We start from the raw sequence: 24,029 nt of genomic DNA, 5'->3' as shown, positions 1-24,029 counted from the left end.
TTTTTTTCTATGAGTTCCATAAATATCTTCCTATTCTAAGTTATCAAAATAAGCTTTGCCTCTATCAGGTCTAAATGCTGTACCGCCATCTATATCGCCTGGATCTATAATTATAACTGTTCCTGATTGATTATCCCAGTAAGCAGTTCTTCCACGTTCTAGATTTTTTACATTTGAAGGATTGTTAATTATGTTGTCAATATGCCTAGCAAAATCATCTGGAGTGTCAAAATCAAAGTCTCCAATATGGTCGTTGAAAGCATGACCACGTGAAATTGCTTGAGCCTGTGGTGAGACTTTAGGTAATGGATTATTGAGTCTGTCTAGTTCTGCCCATATATCATCATCGTCATAAGTCGCATTATGAACCAATACACCAAGGCCAGAAACGAAGTAGGAGTGAAAGCCATCAACCTTAAAGTTATAAACCTCAAACTGCCCTTCCCTCTTCTCAACCCGATCAACATCAATAACCCTGCCATCTTCCGTCTGCAACAAGCTTCCAACCTGCAAATCCTTAGCTTCTACCCAACCCTTATCAGGTGTCCAGAAAGGATGTTCGCCTGTAGTCGAAATCACTTCCCCGTCCACATACAAATCAACCAAAGCAGTTGTTTCCCGTACAAACGTATCTGTTACTTGACGTGCTTCAATTTCGCCGGGAGTAGTTGGGTCATCTGCAATTACCCAATCGCCAACTTTAATATCCTCAATGTTCTTAATACCTTCTGTTGTAAGAATTTCTGTACCAGCGACAAAGCAATTCCTAATTTGGGTTCCTACATTTTCAGCGCCATTTTTTAGGACATTATCTACACCTTCAGTACCTTCTTTAATCGCCTTATTAGCAGCAAAGAATTTTTTGACCCCTAATAATGAGCCAACAAAGGGTACATAAGCCAGCAAGTTCCAAGCATCTTCTCGTTCAAACTTACCGTTATCTTGGTAACTTTGGTAAAGGTTATTGGTAGCTTTAGCCGCATCATAAACATCTAATCCAGTTTGTACAGTAGATACCCACTTTAGAGGCCCAATTGCAGTTTTCGCCCAGGTTGCAGCTTTCATGCCTGTCAAAAAGGATACGCCAATACCAGTAACATTACCAGCGTTATAGAGCATGGCATGTTTTGGTTCAATCTTCTGTCCAGTAGTGAATTCATATACATCAGTTAAGAAACCACCAGATACACCACTGGCAAAACCTGCCCCCCATTCGCCAAACATACCCAGGATTTCTTCGCCACTTGCACCATTAGCCGCAGCCCCAGCAATGTAACCTACCCCAAAACCAATGCCGCTAAATGTAGCTAGTTGCCCCGCAAGGGTGACAGCAGCCATTGCATCTCCCAAAGTGAAATACCCACTGGGGTCGGTATATCTGACAGGGTTAGCGTGAGCATACTGGTAATCATGCTGACTGTAGGGGTCGTTTAAGTATCCAGGAAACTCATCCTTGGAGATAAAGCGTCCTAAACTGGAGTCATAATACCTCGCCCGTAGATAATCCAAACCAGTTGCAGCATCCCGTTGTTCACCTAGCAAACCCGAAGGAGTTACCGAAAGTACCATCTTGATTCAACAACACCCCAAAGGCATCATAGGTGTAGCGGTCGGTAATCAAACCAACATTATCTGTGATTAGCCTAGTTGAACCCAGCCCATCAGTGTGATAAAAACCTTCCCTGTCATCATGACGCGATCGCACCAATCCCATGCCTAATGTATAATCAGTCGTAATTTGCCCGGACTCGTCATATTCCATCAAAACTTGGGGCAAATCCCAAATCGGTGCAGCCAAGTAATTAGTTCTTACCCCATCAGAGATACTTGCAACACGGCTACCAAAGGCATCGTAGATATACTGCTGTTGGGAAATACCAGTTGTAGAAGAACTAGTCACCCCAATCAGGCGATTTTCTCCGTCATTAATCCAATCGTAGTTAATTGTCTGGCTGCCATTAGCACGTTGTTTGAGTGAACCGTTATTATCGTAAGTAAAGTTTGTAACTACGCTACCTTGGGTTGTATCCTTGAGTCGATTATTGGCATCATAGGTGTAAGTAGTTAATCCTTCCAAGGAATCAGTTTTGTTTAAACGATTTCCTGCTAAGTCATAGGAATAGCCAAGAGTGCGGTTCCCTGCTGTGGCATCAGTGATTTTTTCTTCAGTCAGACGATAGAGCGAATCGTAAGTATAATCAACACTGCGACCAGAGTATTCTTCTACTTTCTTACGATTGCCGACTGCATCAAGGGTGTACTTAAATTCAGAGAATGTTGTACCCGTGACGTTTTTTGTTGTCACTTGGGTTAAGCGATCGCGTGTATCGTACTGCCGTGATTCAACAGAACCATTAGCCAACTTTGTTTGAATTAAGTTGCCAACAGCATCATAATCATAATCTGCTAAGAGTCGCGTGCCATCTTTAACAGTATCCAAGCGATTCAGCTTGTCGTAACCGTAGCTAGTGGTTCCCGCCTCTGTTGTCAAAGATGTAACATTGCTTAACAAATCATAGCCGTAGCTAACAAATTGTTGATCGGGTTGAATAATTTTGGATAAGCGATCGCGCTGGTCATAGTTGTACTGTGTTACCCCACGTCCATCCGTCACAGTCTTCAGCTGCGACGAAACTGGATCGTAAGTGTAAGAGACTGTTGCAACTCTGGGATCAGTAAAGGTTTTTTGCTTGAGGCGACCGTATTGGTCATAGTTGTAGTTAATAGTGTCGCCATTGAAATCTTTTTGACTAGTGACTTGCCCAAACTTGTCATAAACAGTTTTATTCTGCTGACCCATCGGCAAAATTGTTGCCGTTAAGCGATAAAAGTCATCATACTCATACTGAGTGATATTTTGATTTGCATCTTGAGTTTGAGTTAAAAGACCGAGATTATTGTAGGTATATTTTGTTTTAGCTTGATTAGCTTGTTCAACTTGAGTTAGTTGACTGAGATTGTCGTAGGTGTACTTAGTGGTATTTAAATTCTCGTCTGTAACACTAGTGACTCGGCTAAATTGGTCATAGCCGATTGAAACTTTATCGCCGTTATTGAAGAGAGTTTCTACCTGCTGGGCGTATTCATCATATTTGTAACGGGTAGAGTGACCCAGGGCATCAGTGACTTTGACTAGATTCTTACGTTGATCGTATTCAAACTCTGTTCGTTGATTCAGAGCATTAATGACTGCGCTTACTTGACTGAAAGCATCGTATTCGTAAGTTGTAGTTTGGTTGAGTTCATTTGTTTCGCTCTTGACCCGTCCCAGTTCGTCATAACTTACTTGATAATGAGAGTTATCAAAGAAAACTGTTTCTTTAAGTCGCGCTTTGTCATCATAAACATAGCGAGTAGTGCGATTCCGAGGATCAGTCACCGTCTCAATTTGACCACCCTTATTGTAGGTATAGGTGGTGTCATTAGTGAGAACATCCTTTAAGCGAATTAGCTGACCCAGGTCGTTGTAGAAATATTCTTCCCGATTGCCGTAAACATCAGTCTGGGCTTTGACGCGACTTGCGGCTGAATACTCGGTTTTAACTGTTGGGTTGTCGTCCCAGTTATCGGGTGTTAAATCAGGTAGAATAGTCTTTGCTAAACGACCTAATTCATCGTAGATGTAGCGTGTTTCTAACCCAGTTGGTGAAATTTGTGCTACTAGATTGTTGGCTTGGTCATACTTCTTGATAACTTTCGGATTGTCGCTGCTGTCCAAAGGTGTATTGTCTGGCAGCGTCATTTCATCTATTCGAGTGACGACTGATCCAGGAGCGGTTAAAATATTGCCTTGTCCAACTGTTCCCTGTAAATCGTAGCGGTAGGAGGTGACATTCCCGAATACATCCGTCATTGATGAAACACGCCCAAGAGCGTCATAGCTCATTGATTGGCTATTACCTTGAGAAGTTCTGCTGGCAATGGTTCGACCATTATCGTCATAGTCATAATCCATCCATTGACTATATGTCTGCCCATTTAGGATGAATGTTGTAGTGGCTTTTTCAATTCTGCCATTGAAATCATAATAGGCCTTAACTTCATTACCTCGGCTATCAACCATGCGGTTAATGTTACCAAAGCGGTCATAGTCAAACTCTGTGACTTGACCATCTGGTGCAGTTTGGAAACGCAGTTGACCTTGTGCATTATATGTATAAGTTGTTTTTAAGCCATCTGTATCAATGCTTTCGATTAAATTGCCACGGAGATCGTACTTGGCACTAGTTGTTAAACCTGTTGGCGAAACAATATTATTTGCTTGACCTCTAATGTTATAGGTCATGCGAGTAATGTTGCCATCTCCATCTTCAATGGTCAACAGATTTCTGCGGTTATCGTAGGTATATTCGTTTGTGACACCATCTGCATCAGTTTCACTCAACAGGTTATTATCATTGTCATAAGTACGTGTGGTAATACCTCCCTTAGCATCAATTTCTTGCAGGACATTTCCACGTTCGTCGTAGATGTAAGTTGTAGAGTAACCGCGTGTATCTTTAACTACCTGTCTGGAGTTATTCGGGTCATAGGACATTTCCACCTTCTGACCGTTAACATCTTCCAGATATTTCAACCGCCCATCATCACCGTACTCGTTCTTGACACCAGTCCTGCCCAAGGGGTCGATGATTTTGTCAAGGTAGTGCTTACGGTCTTGGTCATACTCCATACGTGTGGTGTTACCTTCTCTATCCGTAACACTAATTAAATCGCCCTGAGCGTTGTAATCGTATCGAATTTGCTTACCAGCCGGGTCAGTCACCGTCGCAATCCTGCCCTGCGCGTCCCGCCCAAAGGTTATTTTCTGCCCAGTCGAACTAGTGATATCCGCATCTGTATAGGTTAACTTGTTGCCATTCGTGTCAGTAACCGTTAGTAAATCACCAGTAGCAGCATCAATTTCATATACCACCCCTTCTTTGGTTGTTAACTTATACTTGCCACCAAATAGCGGATCGGCAGGATTGTAGGGGTTTCCTTGGAAGCCGTAGAATTCGTCGGCATCTTGTTGCTTGGTGATGAAATTGCTTTCAACGGTCAATGTACTGGTTACACCTTTGTCAGCAACAAATTCTGGCTGATAGAAATACTTAGAAAAATAGAGTAAAGAGCCACCATCGACTTGCTCGACTTGCTTCGCCTTAAATGTAAATGCCTCGCGTTTCCCACCAGGGAGAGTTATGTATACTTTAGTACCATTTTTAAAAGGATTCTGGTAGCCTACAAGTTGGCTGTCTTCGCTGGGAGGACGCAGAGAAGTCCGCAGGTCAGTATCTCTGAATTCCATGCGCCATCCGTAACCAAAGTCATCAGTGCTACCAGAATTTAGACTGTCATACGTCCGTGTTAGGGTTATAGGTATTCCTGTTACCGGAACAACAAGATCCGTAAACGACAGTCTGAAATTCCCCAGCTTCAAATCCCCAGCAACATCAATAACCTCATCAGCTATGCTGATATGCCCACCATTATCGGCAACTTCCAGGCGCAGGATATAGCTGTCATTCTGCAACAGTGACGGGTCGAACTTACCCAAGACCCCATTAGCGATCGCACTTGGATTATCAACAAAAGCTATCTCCTTGAACTCGCCACCAGCAACAGGTGCAACCAAGAGACGGTAATAATCCAAGCTGCCATCATCGGAAATAGAACCCTTAATATCGACAGGTGCGGTTATTAAACCACCAGCGATCGCACTGAGGTCAAGGCTAATAGAAGGTGCATTCACATCGCTGGTGTCAATCACAGCCACACTGAATGTAGCTTCACCAATATTACCAGCCGTGTCTTTTGCGATCGCTTTTGCGGTAATCGTCCCGGCAGTGGTGGGTTTGAATGTCGCCATACCATTGCTATCCAACACTACCGCAGTTCCATCAATCAACAATTGCAGCCCAGCTACCTTTATATTATCCGTAGCTCGTGCTTGGAACGTTATCGACTCGCCTAGATTTACTAGGTCGTAATTCGCAATCAGCCTAACTTTCGGTGCTACACTGTCAGCCGCCACCGACAGATTATACTGTTGCTGCCCAGTACTACCATTGCCGTCGTTGACTGTAATGACAACTGTATGACTGCCAACATTATTAGTAGTCGGTGTCCAGCGCAGTCTGCCGAGAGTATCCAGTGTCATTCCCAAATCACGGGATGTCTGATCCAAGGTGTAAGATAAGCGATCCCCATCCGCATCACTGGCAATTACATCATAGCTGTACGTACTGCCAGGGGTTGCTGTTAACACAGGTGTAGAGCGAATTACCGGAGCATTATTAACTCGTGCAGTCAGTGTAAAGCCCTGTGCCGCACCTAAACCAGCAGCATCCACTGCACCGACAACTATCTTGTAGTTACCAGCAACAGGATTAGCCCAAGTGAGTAATCCAGTGGTAGAGTCAATGCTGATACCTGTTACACCCGCAGGCACAGACAACAATTGATATGTTAAGCGATCGCCAGCATCCGGGTCAGTAGCTTGCACTTGATAAGTGTAAGGACTACCAACTGCGGCTAAGTATACTGGGGTAGAAGTGATACTTGGGGCAGTGTTGATGGCGGTTGCGCCAACTTCAATGGCGTAAGTCTGCGTGGTGACAGCACCTTGAGCGTCGCGTGCAAAGACTTCAACTTGTTGAGAACCGATTTGCGACGCTTGGGGTGTCCAGCGAATTACCCCGTTGCTATCAATCGTCATCCCCACAGGTTTACGACCTAAGCTGAAGGTAAGGGGGTCGTTTTCGGGATCGGTGGCAATCACCGTATAGGTATAAAGCTGATTTTGGGCGGCTCTGGTTATGGGATTGGAGACAATTGCAGAAGGAATATTAGTACCAGTGACAGTAAGAGTAAATTCTTGACCAGTATAAAGACCCCAAGCATCAGTGAGACGCACCTTAACATTATGTTCACCAATTTGATTGCTTGATGGCTGCCAACGCAGAGTTCCCCGTTGAGTATCAATCACCATACCCTCTGGGGCAGCATCCAAACTCCACAGCAGCAAATCATTATCAGGGTCGCTACCTGTGAGATTGTACTCATAAGTCCGCTCTATATTTGTAATTAAATTTGGAGCAGAAGTAATACTTGGTGCATAGTTAGCTGCAATATTAGTAACGTTAAGGTTAAAGCTTTGAGTCTTAGTAGAACTACCATCACTGACATTGATAACTACAGGGTGAGAACCAAACCCAGATGCAGTAGGAGTCCAGGTGATTACACCATCTGAACCAATAGTCATGCCAGTTGGAGCAGTCTGTAAACTGTAAGTTAAGATATCACCGTCAGGATCAGTGGCTTCAATTTTGTAGTAGTAACTATTACCCAGTTGCGTTTGGGTACGAGGTGTGGAAGTGATGACAGGGGCAAGATTTGGTGCAGCAGTGTTAACAACTAGGCTCACCTTCTGTAGTGCTTCTCCACCTTTACCATCTATAACTTTAATGGAGAATTCTTGGGAGCCAAGTTGAGCAGCAGTCGGATTCCAAGTGACTAAACCAGTAGTGGAGTTAATTGTAATGCCACTGGGAGCGCCTGTCAGTAGTGAGTAGATTAAAGTATCGCCATCAGAATCCAGTGCTTGAGCTTGGTAACGGAAAGTTTTACCTACTTGCGGGTTAGCTGTTGGTGTAGTGGAGGTAAAGACAGGAAGTGTATTATCACGAAGTAACTCTACTTTAATATATTGAATATCTTGTCCCCCTTGACCATCGCGTACTCGAAGCAAAGCATCAAAGGTGAGGGTGGATTTGACTGCCTCTGATCTACCAAAATTGATCAGAAACTGATTATCCGCATCAAGTTTGGCGTAGTAGTCAGCGACTTGTTTTTTGGTGGGATTCCAGATTACTGTGCCGTTATTGGAATCTACAGCCATACCGTCGGGTGCTAATACTAGGTCAAAAGTCAAAGGATCAGTATCGACATCGGTGGCTTTGGCATTATATTTGAGCAGTTCACCACTTTTAAGCTGGGTGATTACCGGAGGTGTAGTAACAAATTTGGGATCACTATTAGGTGGTGCTGCAACCTGGTTTACACCAAAGAAATCAACAAAACTTTCACCTGCTGTAGTTACGCGATGCAAGATGCCATTGCCTTGATCCGTGGCAGGATCGTAGCTGCCTGTGGTTAAATTATAATTTGTGGTAATTTTATAACCTGCTGGTGGCAGAATACGGACACGATAATCCCCTGGTAGTAAATTGTCAAAGGTGTAATAATAATTAGTTTTATCTAAACTATTCGGTGCAAACCCACGTTTGGTCTTTTGAATTGGTTCGTTTGAATCATAAACTCCGTTGTTGTTCAAATCCAGATAAACACTGACATTTTCTTTAAACGGTTCTAAATTGTAGTTTTCATCTAATCCGCCAAATAATGTAGTCAAAGATTCAATGTCTTTGAGTCTAATCGCATTTGGGTCGATTTCTTTAAGTGTATCTAGGGTTGATGCTTCACCAATTGCAAAGGCAGTAACATTACCTTGACGGGTGGGATCGCCAAAGCCTGTCTTAATATCATTGGCAACACTAGCAGCGAGAACTGGGTTAAGTTGCCCGTAGCCATCGGACATAAAGATCAGGTTTGGCGTGCCGCTATATGCCTGTAATAATGTGCGAATTGTGGTTAAAGCGGCATCAAATCCACTTCTGCCCGGTGGATAGAATTTGTTGTCAGCGAAAATTTGCTGTCCTAAAACTTCATTTAAGTTGGTGATGCCGTTATTATTCGTATCCAATAATGCGGTAGTGTATTCCTGCAAGCCTGTGGCAGATAAATCCATGTCTTCGATTGTGCCACCAGCAACGAATGTAATCAACCCAATCTTGACATTGTTGCCTTGACTTTGAGCGATAATCCCTTTGACCAGTTCTTTGATAGCGGCGACTTGGGCATCTTTAACAACTTTTACATTCGGAAAGTTGCGGGCACCGTAGAATGGTGCTTCAGTACTTCCTGACACGTCAAAGGCAATAATTACAGCAGGATTTGTACCTTTGATCAGTTTGGAATCGAGTAATCCATTTCCATTCAGGTCATCAAATACCGCACCTTGAATTTTGCCAAGTTTACTATAGGCATCCACCGTGAAGGTTTGAGTATCTTTACCACCTCTGCGATCGCTGACTTCGACAGTAAAGTTGGCTTTGCTACCTGAAGTGACAGTAGTTTCAGGGAACCAAAGTAATTCACCTGTATCTCGATTAATCACTGCACCGACAGGAGCATTAATTAAGCGATATACTAATGGGTCGTTATTTGGATCTAGGGCAGTGAGCGTATAGCGATAACCATCTTCTGCCAAACTGTAATTGGTGTCAGGTGTGCTGGTAATTACAGGATTGGTATTATCGGGGTCAGCAAAGACTTTGATGTTATAGTCTTGGAAAACACTCCCCCTTTACCATCTTTTGCTTGCAGTTTAACCGCTACAGTTGCTAGAGATCCGTCATCTAATTGATCATTAGATTTGCCTACACCAGGGGTGATGATGTCTCTGGCGTTGCTGATATCTGTTTGTATAACTCGGAACTTGTAGTCTAATTTATCGGTTACGGCTTGTCCTCGAATGACAAGGGTGTATTCGCCACTATTCGTGAAGTCGTATTGAAAATCATTGTAGATATAATTGTTAGTACTACTTACATAGCTACCATCGGGTGCATAAAGTCCCCAAGTGAATCGGTTGATATCTGTGGTAGTAGTAGCTGATAGATTATCAAAATATAACCGCTTTCCTGCTGTGGCATTTATTTTATAAAAGACATCCTTTTGTCCATTATCCAACGAGCCTGTAGTTGGTAAGTTATATTCGACTGGAGGCGCACTGCTCGCGTCTAACATCTGGAAACTATAGTTGCGATTTGCTCCAGAGTCACCTGCAATCGCTAAGTGATATAGACCTTCTTGTGTCAATACATATTGAGCAGAATCAGTGTATTGAAAGTTGCCAAAGTTCATTACTAGATTGCCGCTAGGGTCATAGAGATAAGCATTGACTCCATATCCAACCATACCGTTGAATAGAACTTTTGTACCGACAAAGTTCTGGAAGGTAAATACCTTAGCTTCTCCACTATTGAGCGTGCCTGTTTCTATCCCATTGAAGGCTAAATAAGTTGCCGCAGGTGAACGGAAACTATTAGGCATTTCTAAAAGATTGTATTTGTAATTACCTGTTATATTACCGTAGTAACTATAAGTCTGGAATTTGTAATTACCTGTTTCTTTCAGTAAAATTGGCGCAAAGTCGTAGCGCAGATCCAAGTTGTCAGCGATTATCACTCCGTTTGGATCGTAAATCCTGCCTCGGATATATCCATTAGTACTGTCATCTTGCCCATCGTAGAAAATTTGCGTACCTGCGGTGGCGGTAAAAGTGTAATTAACTGGTGTACTTGCTGTTAAAGTTCCACTTTGTAATGTATTTAAACCACTATTAATTAAGGGTGAAGGCGCAATATTATTAACTGTGAAATTGTAGTTCAGGTTTTGGGAATTTACTCCACCAATTGCAAGGGTGAATAGCCCTGTTGATGGCAAGGTAATTTTGAAGTCGGGACTAGATACAGAAGTAGAGGAGATTGCTATACCTGCGGGGTCATAAAGTACCCAATTTGCGCCTGTCCAGATGGGAGCAGCTAAATCGAAGTTGAGAATTTGTCCTTGAGTACCGTTGATTTTGTAGAGCTTGGTGTTGTTGCTATTTACTGTATCTACAATTGCGGTGCCGAGAGTGATTGCTGGAATAGATACATCATTGCGATCGCTCAAAGTAAATCCATAAGCTCCTGTTGTTCCGTTATCACCAGAAATCTCAATCCGATAAATACCATTTTCTTTTAAGGTTTCTGGTAAGAAGTCGCCACTGTTCAAAAATCTTTCGTTCAACAAAACTCCTGTTGGACTATAGAATTTCAGCCTCTCATTTGCAAGCTGCAACTACATAATCAAAGTACAATTTCTGTCCAATTGTGCCTGTGAAGCTGTAGGTATCAACTTCTCCTTTTTTAGCGATTGCAGTGTTAACCAATGTTCCCAATGTGTAATTGGAAGTGATGTTATCGGGTGTTGAGAGTCGAAAACTGTAATCATTGCGAGGATCGTAAGCAGAAGAATTACTGTAATTGCCAGTGCCATAGAATTCAATCGTATAATCTCCTGTAAATGGCATAACTATGCTTCTACTGGTATAGCTCTGACCTAAAAGAATTCTATTTTGACCAGAGACTAATTCGCCATTGGGTGAGAAAACTGAGTAGCCGTTAGGAGAAGTACCTGCGTTAACATCCACAAAGATTGTCTGTCCTGCGGATGCAGTAAATTTGTAGAGATTGGATTCCAGCCCTTTCGGATCGTCATACCTACCAAAAATATCTGTATTTAGAGCAATTGATGTAGCTTGAGATGCAGCAGTAGAAGCAGCATTAGCATACTCTAATAACCTCAAGTTGTAGTTACCAATCGTCTCACCAATAGGATCAATTACTAAAGTGTAAATACCATTTTCATCAAGGATATTATTGACTTTGTTGTTGCGAATATCCCAATTAAAAAGCTCACTTGAGCCATCAGAGACTAATTTACCACTTGGTGCATACAACGAGGCAAAGAAATTAGAAGCATCAGAGAGGGAGTCAAAGAACAGCCGTTGTCCTGCTTTTCCTTCAAATTTATAGCTGTCGTTTTGTCCAGGTCTAGTGATTGAACTATTGATGGTATCGCCTACGGTGTAGTTGACAACAGGTTGGGTGGGCTTAACTAACTTAAATTTGTAGGTTTTAGCAGCAGTTTCATAACCTCTAATTGCTAAAACATAGGTATCTGTAGCTAGGGTGACTTCTCGATCATCTCTTGCGGCATTATCTATTATCCTCTGATTACTGGAGTTAAACAACGTCCAATAGACATTGCCTGGATCTTGTAGCGAATCAAGGAACAATTTTTCCCCAGCAGTACCTGTAAATTTGTAGAAGTGCGTATTTTGTCCACTGGGTAAAGTATCAGTGATTATCCCAGTATCTAGGGAGGCAGCATCAAAAGTTAGAGGTGTTGCTTGATCCATATCCATCAAGCTAAAGCCATAAGTTCCTAATTGTTCACCACTAAAATCTATAGTGACTTTGTAAGTACCAGTTTCTTTTAAGGTAATAGGTTCTAAATTGCTTTCATTGAAATAAATTTGGTAACTGAGATATCGAATACCTGTTGGACTATCTATGTAAATATTTTTGCTATAGTTATTAGTCCGATCCAGTATATCAAGATACAATCTCTGTCCTGCTGTACCTGTGAAGGTATAGACATCATTCTGTCCTTTGACAATTACATTGCCTGATACTGGATTAGGAGTAGCATTATCACCTGTATTAATTGGCGTGGGTGCAGGCGTGGGCGGCAGGATTAGGTTAAAATTGTACGTCTTAGCAGCATTTTCATAACCTCTAATGGCTAATGTATAAGTGTCATCGGCTAAGGTTATTTCTTGATCGTTTCTTGCTGCATCATCCATTACCCTTTGGTTACTGGAATTAAACAATGTCCAATAGACATTCCCTGGATTGACTAGGGCATCCATGTACAGCTTTGTGCCTGCTGTGCCAGTGAATTTATAGAAACGAGTTTCTTGTCCTGTTGAAAGCGTGTCAGTAATAATGCCTGTAGTTGAAGCACCATTAACGATAGTATCAAAAGTTAGAGGTATTGCTTGATCCATATCCATCAAGCTAAAGCCATAGGTTCCCAACTGTTCACCCCTAAAATCCATAGTAACTTTGTAAGTGCCAGTTTCTTTTAAGGTGATCGGTTGTTCTAAATAGCTTTCGTTATAATATATGTCGTAACTGAGATACCGAACACCCGTTGGACTGTCTATGTATATATTATTAGAGCCAGTACTTCGATCTAGTATATCAAGGTATAATCTCTGTCCTGCTGTACCGACAAAAGTATAGATATCATTTTGTCCTTTGACAATCACATTGCCTAATACTGAATTAGGAGTAGCATTATTATCTATATTAATTGGCGTAGGTGCAGGCGTGGGCGGCAGAATTAGATTAAATGTGTATGTCTTAGAAGTACTTTCATAACCTCTAATAGCTAATATATAAGTATCATCGACTAGGGTTATTTCTTGATCGTTTCTTGCTGCATCATCCATTACCCTTTGGTTACTGGAATTAAACAATGTCCAATAGACATTCCCTGGATTGACTAGGGCATCCATGTACAGCTTTGTGCCTGCTGTGCCAGTGAATTTATAGAAACGAGTTTCTTGTCCTGTTGAAAGCGTGTCAGTAATAATGCCTGTAGTTGAAGCACCATTAACGATAGTATCGAAAGTTAGAGGTATTGCTTGATCTAAATCCATCAAACTGAAGCTATAAGCCCCAGTTAATTCACCATCATAATCAACCCTGACTTTATAAATGCCTGTTTCTTTTAAAGTGATTGGTTCTATATCCCTCTGATCGTTGTAGATCAGATCGTAATTAAGATAATTTCCCCCTGTAGGACTATCTATATAGATTTTTTGCCCGTAATTACCGATTCTATTTAAGACATCAAGGTACAATCTTTGCCCAGCAGCACCAGAGAAACTATAGGTGTCAACCTCTCCTTTGATTGAAATATTACCGTTGATGATATTGGGTGCAGTATTTGCAGTATTAGTGCTAACTGAGATTGGAATTGTTGCGTTAGTTGGTGTTTGAATTAGATTAAAAGAATAGTTCTTAGCAATATTCTCATCGTTGTCAAATATCAATGTGTAGGTATCTGTTGCTAGAGTTACTTCTTGATCGATTCCTGCTGATAAATCTATAATCCTAGTGTTACTAGAGTTTAGCAATTTCCAATATACATTTCCAGGATTAGCTAGGGAATCTATATACATCTGCTGCCCATTATTTAGCACATTGAACTTATAGAGAACGCTCTGGTAAGGAGCAAGGGTTCCGTTAGTAACCGTCTCAAATAATGTATTAGTGGCTTGAGCATCTATATCCAACAGGTTAAAATTATAAGCTCCTTGAGAGACAGTGAGTGTGTAAGTACCAGCTTCTTTTAAAGTAATTGCTGTTGAAAAAGTCCGATAACCGTAAATTATATCGAACATCCCATAGTTTACACCTGTTGGACTAGTGAGGGAAAATTGTTGATCAAAAGGTGAACCGTTTTTGTTTAAGAGATCCAAGTACAGTCTTTGCCCTACTGCACCTGTAAAGGTGTAGTTTACCTTTTGTCCTGAAGTTGTAATGTTCCCACTCACAGGTGTACCAATGGTAAGAGGAATAGCAGATGTGGGCGCTGGAACAAGAGAACCGAGGACAGGGGCTTGATCAAGGAGTTGAAAGCTATAAGCTCCTGTTGCTTCGCCAGAACCGTCAACCTTAACAGTGTAAATACCAGTCAAACTTATAAATAGGGGTGTACTAGCTGTTCCTCGATCAGCTGTGCTACCAAAAGAATCTATCTGTTTTCCAGTTGGGTCATAGACCGTAATTGTGAAAGGATTAGTCGTATTTAACGTCTTAAAGAATAGTTGCCGCCCTGCTGTACCCGTGAAGGTAAAAGAATCCTGCTCACCTTTTTTAGCAATTGCACCACTGATAGTATCGCCAAGATTCATTGCTGTGGTTGTCAAAGGTGCGGTGATGATCTGCACATTGAAGCTAGAATTAGTTGCACCAGTTCCATTTAGCTCTAGCCAATAACTACCAGCATCTAAATATAGTTCCCGATCTTCATACACATAACCATTAGAAACATTTACCCCAGCCTCGTTGTAGATGTTGTAACGATTGTAAGCAGTACCGCCTGTTCCATCAATATAGATATATTGTCTGCCATTTGGACTTGCAGTTACAGGAACTGATGGAATCACAAAGCTGTAAGATTTGGCATCCAAATTATTCAATGTCGAATCAAAGTTACCCGTAACTGGAGTATCTAAATTCACAGGTGTGGCTGCGGCTCTATCGAGGAAGCGGAACTTATAATCTCCCGTTGCTTCACCAGAACCATCAATTGTAACTTTATAAGTGCCACTCATACTTAAAAATAGCGGCGTGTCTGAGCCTCGATCGCCGCGACTATCAAAACTATCTATCTGTTTACCAGTTGGGTCATAAACAGTGATTGGGAAATAATTAGTACTGTTTAATGTGTCGTAGAATAACTGTTGTCCTGCTGTGCCAGTAAAAGTATAGGAATCCTGCTCTCCTTTTTTGGCAATTGCACCACTGATAGTATCACCAAGATTCATTTCTGTGGTTGTCAAAGGTGCGGTGATGATCTGCACATTAAAGCTAGAATTAGTTGCACCAGTTCCATTTAGCTCTAGCCAATAACTGCCAGCATCTAAATATAGTTCCCGATCTTCATACACATAACCATTAGAAACATTTACCCCAGCCTCGTTATAGATGTTGTAACGATTGTAAGCAGTACCGCCTGTTCCATCAATATAGATATATTGTCTGCCATTTGGACTTGCAGTTACAGGAACTGATGGAATCACAAAGCTGTAAGATTTGGCATCCAAATTATTCAATGTCGAATCAAAGTTACCCGTAACTGGAGTATCTAAATTCACAGGTGTGGCTGCGGCTCTATCGAGGAAGCGGAACTTATAATCTCCCGTTGCTTCACCAGAACCATCAACTGTAACTTTATAAGTGCCACTCATGCTTAAAAATAGCGGCGTGTCTGGGCCTCGATCGCCGCGACTATCAAAACTATCTATCTGTTTACCAGTTGGGTCATAAACAGTGATTGGGAAATAATTAGTACTGTTTAATGTGTCGTAGAATAACTGTTGTCCTGCTGTGCCAGTAAAAGTATAGGAATCCTGCTCTCCTTTTTTGGCAATTGCACCACTGATAGTATCACCAAGATTCATTTCTGTGGTTGTCAAAGGTGCGGTGATGATCTGCACATTAAAGCTAGAATTAGTTGCACCAGTTCCATTTAGCTCTAGCCAATAACTGCCAGCATCTAAATATAGTTCCCGATCTTCATACACATAACCATTAGAAACATTTACCCCAGCCTCGTTATAGATGTTGTAACGATTGTAAGCAGTACCGCCTGTTCCATCAATATAGATATATTGTCTGCCATTTGGACTTGCAGTTACAGGAACTGATGGAATCACAAAGCTGTAAGATTTGGCATCCAAATTATTCAATGTCGAATCAAAGTTACCCGTAACTGGAGTATCTAAATTCACAGGTGTGGCTGCGGCTCTATCGAGGAAGCGGAACTTATAATCTCCCGTTGCTTCACCAGAACCATCAATTGTAACTTTATAAGTGCCACTCATACTTAAAAATAGCGGCGTGTCTGGGCCTCGATCGCCGCGACTATCAAAACTATCTATCTGTTTACCAGTTGGGTCATAAACAGTGATTGGGAAATAATTAGTACTGTTTAATGCGTCATAGAATAACTGCTGACCTGCTGTACCTGTAAAGGTAAAAGAATCCTGCTCACCTTTTTGGATAAAACCACTAACTGTGGAACCAAGTGTGTAAGCCGAAGTTGGGAGCAGTGAATCAATGATATTAAAGGAAAAGGAGTTGACCTCATTAAAAGCACCTTTACCCCGTACCGCAAGAATATATTCTCCTGAAGTTTGGATATCATACTCTATATCATCAAAGTTGCCATTAAAAGCAACTGCGACATTACGTGGATCATAAAGTACCCAATCCAGAGATCCGTTTACACGGGAGAGATAATCAAAATAGAGCTTCTGTCCCTGTGTTGCATTAAAACGATAGACCCGATCCGCAGTACCAGGGTTTAGCCTATCATTAACAACCTTGTCAAAAGGCTGAATCGGCAGCAATGCCGGATTAATTACACTAAACCCATAGGAACCTGTAGTTGCGCCTTGGGGGTCAACGACAATCTTGTAATTACCATCTTCATTTAGGGTAAGCAGCTGATTATCGTAATAGGCAAGATAGGTATCCACTACAAGGCGACTGCTGGGACTATAAACTTGAAACTTCCAATCACCACGATTCCCCGTATACTGAATTGGATCAAAATAAATCCGTTGACCTGCTTGACCCGCAAAATTAAATTCCTGATTTTGTCCTGCTACGGATACTTGACCAATCACCGTATCACCTAAAATCAATGCAGGCGGTGCTGTCCACTGTACCTTACCTGTAGTTGGGTCAATCAGCAGACCATCGGGGCCAATCACAACACTGTAGCTAATCGTGTCAAAATCAGGGTCAACCGCATTAGAATCATAAGTATATTGCTTATTTATGTAAGCCTCTACTACAGGATTAGTTACAAACACAGGTGGACGATTAGGTGGTGTTGCAATCACACTCAGAGTGTAATCCTGTGTAATTGAACCACCACGTCCATCGCTGACTTCCAAACTAATTACCTGATTACCAATATTGCTGCTTACCGTGTTCCAGTTAATCAGCCCTGTGTTTGGGTCAATGGTCATGCCATCTGGAGATGTCAGCAGTTTATATGTTAAAGAATCTCCATCGGTGTCAGTAGCATTAACATCATAGGTATAAAACTGACCACCAATTATTTCTTTGTTGGGCTGAGTTTGAATGACTGGAGCTTGATTTAACTGCGCCAGCACTACCAAATTATAGTTAAACTGTATCCCTTGAGGATTATAGAATACCAGAGAGCGTTGTGTGGTGGATTCATTTGGATCGAGTTTGCCACCTGCAACTAAGTTGGAGAAGTTATAGTAGGGAATACCTTCGGGTGTAAAGCCATCAGGATTGCGTAATACAACAGTCGGGTCGCTGATGTGGTTAACAGCAACTATCATTGGAGCATCAACACTATAAGAGCCAATGTTGTGTATTTCAATGTCTGCATATAGTAAGTGGGTATCTGCATTAAAGCTCGTGCGGTGATAATCTGCACTGAAACTTTGAGAGACATCTGTCAAGTTGTTGAAGTTAGGCAATGTCGTAGTATTTGCAGATAGCTGGGTACCAAAACCCGACTGTAAAGGAGCTTGTGTATTAGCTGGTGCAGTTTGCAGAACAAATTCGGTAATGCTGACATTGGTAGTAGTATCGGTGTCATTGTTTACCAGACGGAAAATGAGAGTGGCATTACCTGGTTTAACGCCTGTCAAATTCAAGCTCACAGTCCGGTCAGTGCTGTTATAAATAGCACCCGCGCCCAATGCGACATCTTCCCCTTCTGTCAGGTTGAAGAAAGCATCTCTACCGGATGCGATGGTGTGTACTAGAGAGTTGCCATTAGCATCAACTAATGCCACCTCAAAGGCATCGTTAATAGCATTAGGATCGGAAATGTCAAAACTCTTATCAATCTTGAAGCTGAGGATAGAAGGTGTTGCTGGAATGACTAGAGGTAGGCTGCGAGTTGCTGTAAAGTCAGTTTCTTCAGTCAAACTAATTTGACTACCGAGAATAATATTTTGTGTAGTGCCAAGTCCACCTGCATCTTTTACCGTAAATGCAATATTAAATAGACCCAGTTGATTTTCATTCGAGGTACCTGTTAAGGCGGCAGTGCCATCGCCGTTATCGGTAAAGATTAACCAACTGGGAACTCCAGTCGCAGTGATAATGCGGGTATCACCAGCATCCGGATCAATGGTAGTGATATTATAAGTATAAGTACTACCAAATTCAATAGTTGTAATAATAGGCGTGCTAGTAAAGCTGGGAGTTTCATTGATATTGGTTACATTAACTGTAATTTCTTGAGTAGTGCTTAGACCTTGAGCATCAGTGCTGCGAACGACGATAGTATGCTGGCTCTGGTTCTCGTAATTTATAAGTGTATTATTAGCCACTTTTAAAGAGTTGCCTACAATCTGGAATCGCCCGTGAGCATCATCTACCAGACTATAAGTATGGCTATCGCTTGTATCCGGGTCGATACTGCTCAACTCACCAATCAACGTACCATTAGGACTATTTTCAGCAATGCTGTTAGCAGTAAGTTTAATGGCAGTCGGAGCGCTAAAACGGTAGATGGTGGTTGCATAGGTGCGTTGGTTGCCTGCAATATCCGTTGCTTTGACGGTGAAGGAATTAACGCCTGCGACTAAAGAAACGTTAGTAAAGGTAAATTTGCCTGTATTATCAGCACTAATGGTAGTATTTGTTGCTTCCAAGGATAGAGTCACGCCAGGGTCAGTTAAACCTGTAAGCGTGACTGTATCAAATTTGGTTTTCTTGTCGCCAACTATGCCTGAATCCGATGTTGCATCTAAATTGAAGACTGGTTGAGTGACACTAGTATCCAGGGTAAAAGTAAAGCTAAAGGCGTTTGAGGTGTTGCCAAATTCGTCAGATGCGATTAAGCGCAAGGTATGAGCGCCATCTGGCAAGGAACTACCGTATATTGCTTCGAGTTGTGTGCGGTTGAAGCTAAAGCTACCGTCAGTGTTTAGTTGGGCAATAACATCAACAAAGTTGGCAGCGAGGGTGTTGTTAAATCCTGCCCGGAGACTGATAACTCGACTTATATCGGTAACTGTACCGTTAATTGCTGGGTCAGCAGTAATTTTATCACTGTTAATTGTACCGCCTGGTGCAGTGTCGTTGCTGAGAACCGCAGCAATTACAGGGGCAATAGTATCATTATTAATTTTAATATTATAAGTGACTGTTGTGAGATTACCTGCAATATCGCTGGCAATTAGTGTCAATATATGAGTACCATGACTCAGCCCAGTCAAATCTAATTGTTGGTTAAATCCTCCTGTAGCATCAAAATCAACATTAATTTCCTCAAGGTTATCAAAGCGATAGCGCAACGATGCCACAGCGCTTCCCGTACCGTTGATGCTACCAGTTAGATTGGCTCCTGTTACTAGTGGTGCAGTATCCACAGGAGTGCTAAGAGTCAGTTGCGGTATTACTTTGTCAATAATTACTTGCAATGGTGCAGACTCATTGCTGACATTACCTGCAATATCTGTAGCAACCGCCGTAAGATTGTATGTACCGTCAGTAAGTTCGCTAGTGACAATTTGCCAAGTACCCGTGCTATCAGTTGTTGCGCTGCCTAAAACTTGCCCAGAATGGAAAAGTTGAATTGTTGCTCCAGCCTCAGCGTTACCTGTAATGGTGGGATTGCTAACATTAGTAATATCGTCGCTGTTACTTACTCCTAGATCGCTATTTGGAGTCAGGTCTAGATTGCTAGGTGTAAGTGTGCTGGTATCCAGCGTAAAAGTATATTCAAAGGTAGGTGAAATATTATCAAATTCATCTTTAGCTACCAAGTATAGAGTGTGTACGCCATCAGTTAAAGTATTGCCCAAAATGGTTTCTAGCTGAGTGCGATTGAGAGTAAAGCTGCTATCAGGTTGAATTTGGGCAGTAATATCAACATAGTTCGCAGCAAGTGTATCGTTCAACCCAACTCGCAATTCAACTACGCGGTTCGTGTCAGTGACAGTACCTACAATTGTCGGGTCAAAAGTAATCCGATCGCTATTGGTATTTCCTCCTTGGGCAGTGTCACGTAATAAGTTCGCGGTAATAATTGGAGCTTCGGAATCGAGATTAACAGTAACATTATACTGCTGGGTAGTAATGTTCCCCGCAATGTCTGTTGTAGTAATTGTCAAAACGCGATCGCCGTTGGCAATTCCTCTAAAGTCAAGCTGTTGGTTAAAACTACCATCAAGGTTGAAAAATAAAGGTATTGCGGCTTGATTGTCAAAGCTGTAGTTCAAAGCACTAATGCTACTACCCGTACCACTGGCACTGCCAACTAGACGCGCTCCTTGTTTTAATGGCGCTGTATCAACAGGAGTTGTCAAGGCGAGGGTAGGTGCAGTGCTATCAATGGTAATTGTTATTGCCGAGACGCTGCTGAGATTCCCAGCAATGTCAGTAGCAATAGCATTGAGATTGTATGTGCCGTCAGCTAAGTTATTGGTAGTAATTTGCCATACACCGTTAGCATCGGCAGTTGCCTGACCGAGGATTTGTCCGCCATTGCTATTCACAAGTTGGACGGTTGCACCAGCTTCAGCGTTACCTGTAATGCTTGAGGATGGGTCTAAGGTAATGTTATCAGTATTGCTCGTGCCGCTATCGTTACTAGCAGGCAGATCGAGGTTATTTGGCGCAGGTGTTGTCGTATCTAGTGTAAAGGTGAAGTTGTAAACCTGACTGAGGTTGCCAAATTCATCTTCGGCAACCAAATGTAAGGTATGCACGCCGTCAGGGATAGAACTGCCGTAAATTGCTGTCAGTTGACTGCGGTCAAAGCTAAAAGTCCCATCGCTATTTAACTGGCGTAAAACATCAACAAAATTGGCAATTTGTGTATTATCAAAACCTGCTCGGAATTCAACTACACGGCTAGTATCAACAATATTACCCCTAATTGCCGGGTCAAAAGTAATGCGATCGCTGTTAGTTGTACCACTTGGGGCTGTGTCATTTGTCAAAGCTGCGGTTATTACAGGTGCTGCTTCATCTAGCTGAACAGTGACGTTATATTGTGTCGTCAGTAAATTGCCAGCTGCATCAATTGCCACAATCGTCAGAACGTGGCTACCATTCCCAAGTCCAGTCAAATCCAGTTCCTGGTCAAAAGCCTCCGTAGAATTATAGGCAATAGGTATTTCACTTTGGTTATTGAAGCGATAGCTCAAAGAAATTACACTACTACCTGTACCATTAATGCTCCCAGTGATTTTATCTCCTCGTCGCAGAGGAGTTTGATCCAAAGGTGTATTGAGCGTCAGTTGTGGAAGCGCAGTATCAACAGTGACGACAAGCGATGTCAAAGAGGTGTTAGTATTTCCGGCGATGTCAGTAACAGCAGCACTTAAGGAATGTATCCCATCGGTCAATGAGGATGTAGTTATTTGCCAAGTCCCATCGGCACTGACAGTAGTTTGTCCGATTTGCTGTCCGTTGTTGAATAATTGTACAGATGCTCCAACTTCGGCAATGCCAACAATTGTGGGAGTCGCATCGTTAGTGAGGCGATCGCTATTATTAAATCCCGAATCGCTAGCTGTTGACAATTTGAGAGTCGGTGCAGGTGTGACAGTATCGAGGGTAAAGGCAACAGCAAATACGCTAGAAGTATTGCCGTAGGAATCTGTTGCTTGCAAGTACAGTATGTGTTGGCCATCTGGTAAAGTTCCGCCATAGATTTGTTCTAATTGCGGGCGGCTAAAGCTAAAACTACCATCAGATTGCCTAGCAGGTAAAACATTGACAAAGTTGGTAACATTCGGATTGTTGAAACCAGCCCGAAAGCTAACAACTTGGTTAACATCGGTGACAGTACCCGTAATGCTGGGGTCAAAGGTAATTTTATCAGTATTGGTCGTGTTAGCAGGCGCAGTGTCTCGCACTAAGGTAGCGCTAATCACAGGTGCATCCTGATCAATAACCACTGCGACAGCATATTGAATAGTTTTGATATTACCTGCTGTGTCAGTAGCGGTAATAGTTAGTGTATGCGCCCCGTTAGCAAGTCCAGTCAAAGAAAAAGATTGGTCAAATGCTCCCGTAGTAGCATTAAATGGTACTGTAACCGACGCTAAGTTATCAAAGTGATAGCTCAATGCGGTTACAGCAGAACCAGTACCATCGACACGACCAGTTAATCTAGCTCCTGGAGTAAGAGGTGCAGTATCAACTGGGGTATTTAGCGTTAACAGAGGTAATGTGCTGTCAATAGTGATATTGAGTGCAGTACTGAGATTGCTGACATTACCTGCGATGTCATTGGCTTTTGCAGTTAAATTATAAACTCCGTCTGTTAAAGGACTAGTAACAATTTGCCATACACCTGTATTATTAGCTGTTGCTTGACCAATAGTTTGCCCATTATTGAAAAGTTGAACAACTGCCCCGATTTCAGCATTACCTGTAATATGCGGTGTACTTTTATTAGTTATGTTATCAGTATTACTAGCGCCACTATCGTCAGTAGCTAAGAGGTCTAAATTACTTGGAGAAGGGGTAATAGTATCAAGAGTGAATTGAATATCAAAGGTGTTGGAAAGATTTCCGTATAAATCTTTAGCCTGTAAATGTAGAGTGTAAATGCCGTCACCGAGAGTGCTACCATAAATAGTTTCTAGCTGAGAACGGGTAAAGCTAAAGCTGCCATCACTATTGGATTGAGCAGTTACATTTGTGTAGTTGGCAGATGGCGTATTATTGAAGCCTGCACGAAACTCAAGTATGGGATTAATATCAGTAACAGTTCCCGTAATTGTGGGATCAAAAGTAATAAAATCTTGATTTGTTTGTCCGAAGGGTGCAGTATCACGAGCTAAAGTAGCGCTAATTATAGGTGGGGTAATATCTGGCATCAATTCAGCGACACCAATCACAGTCGCTTGACCGTTGAAGATGATATTCCCTTTAGCACTAATCGAACCATACAAAGTAGAACTGCCATTAAAAATAAAGTTTTTGACGCTTAAAAATAATCCACGGGTGTCAGATGCGCCATTATAAGTGATATCTCCAGCAGATATTACCTTGAGATTGTCGGTAGTGCTCGTAGTTGTAGTCGCGCCGTTGAAGGTAATGTTTCCGCCACTGCTACCATTGGCAATTGTGGTGTAACCCGCAAATCTGGCTCCCGCGTTCATGTTAATGGAACTAGAAGCAAATACAGACAAATCGCGGGACTGGACATTGGACAAGTTAATATTGCCGTTATTAGCAATTAGCACTACATTATTCAAATTTTGACCATTACCGTTAAAGTTGATGTCTCCTTGGTCAACGGTAATGACATAGTTGCTTAAACTAAGGTTGGCAGGAACGTTGAGTCCCCCACCTATGACTCTGACAACTTTCGGATTACTAGTAGTACCAGGAGGTGGAAACTTGTTTGTCCAATCGTTAGCATTGTTGATGGGGTTTTGGGAAATGTTAAAGGTGACAGTGGGAGTGCCTGCGGGTATTCTACGATTGAGTTCAACAAGTTTTATGTCTGCGTAAGCTGGCACGGTGATTGTCTGCTGTGCCACTACTTGCGGG

The 24,029-nt window shown here is 42.1% G+C and carries 4 protein-coding genes; all 4 read right to left on the bottom strand.

Translation table 11 applies throughout. The features are described from left to right. Positions 1 to 30: 30 nt before the first annotated feature. The 4 genes from QUD05_RS00900 to QUD05_RS00885 are packed head-to-tail and all read right to left on the bottom strand — an operon-like array spanning position 31 to position 24,019. Positions 31 to 1,569 (bottom strand): polymorphic toxin-type HINT domain-containing protein, encoded by a 1,539-nt coding sequence (locus tag QUD05_RS00900; RefSeq protein ID WP_289794272.1) that lies wholly within the window; start codon positions 1,567 to 1,569, stop codon positions 31 to 33. Then, positions 1,532 to 9,313 carry a putative Ig domain-containing protein gene (locus tag QUD05_RS00895; protein WP_289794271.1) on the bottom strand — a complete coding sequence of 2,594 codons (7,782 nt, stop codon included), beginning with the start codon at positions 9,311 to 9,313 and terminating at the stop codon, positions 1,532 to 1,534. The genes QUD05_RS00900 and QUD05_RS00895 overlap by 38 nt, the downstream gene beginning before the upstream one ends. A 29-nt stretch (positions 9,314 to 9,342) precedes the next feature. Continuing rightward, positions 9,343 to 10,899 (bottom strand): hypothetical protein, encoded by a 1,557-nt coding sequence (locus QUD05_RS00890; RefSeq protein ID WP_289794270.1) that lies wholly within the window; start codon positions 10,897 to 10,899, stop codon positions 9,343 to 9,345. 34 nt (positions 10,900 to 10,933) lie between these two features. Then, the gene (locus tag QUD05_RS00885) at positions 10,934 to 24,019 is read right to left on the bottom strand and encodes an Ig-like domain-containing protein (RefSeq protein ID WP_289794546.1); all 13,086 of its coding nucleotides are present in this window, start codon (positions 24,017 to 24,019) and stop codon (positions 10,934 to 10,936) included. Positions 24,020 to 24,029 lie beyond the last annotated feature (10 nt).

Source organism: Nostoc sp. GT001, from assembly GCF_030382115.1.
Lineage (GTDB): Bacteria > Cyanobacteriota > Cyanobacteriia > Cyanobacteriales > Nostocaceae > Nostoc.
This window is presented reverse-complemented; position numbering and strand designations above follow the sequence as displayed.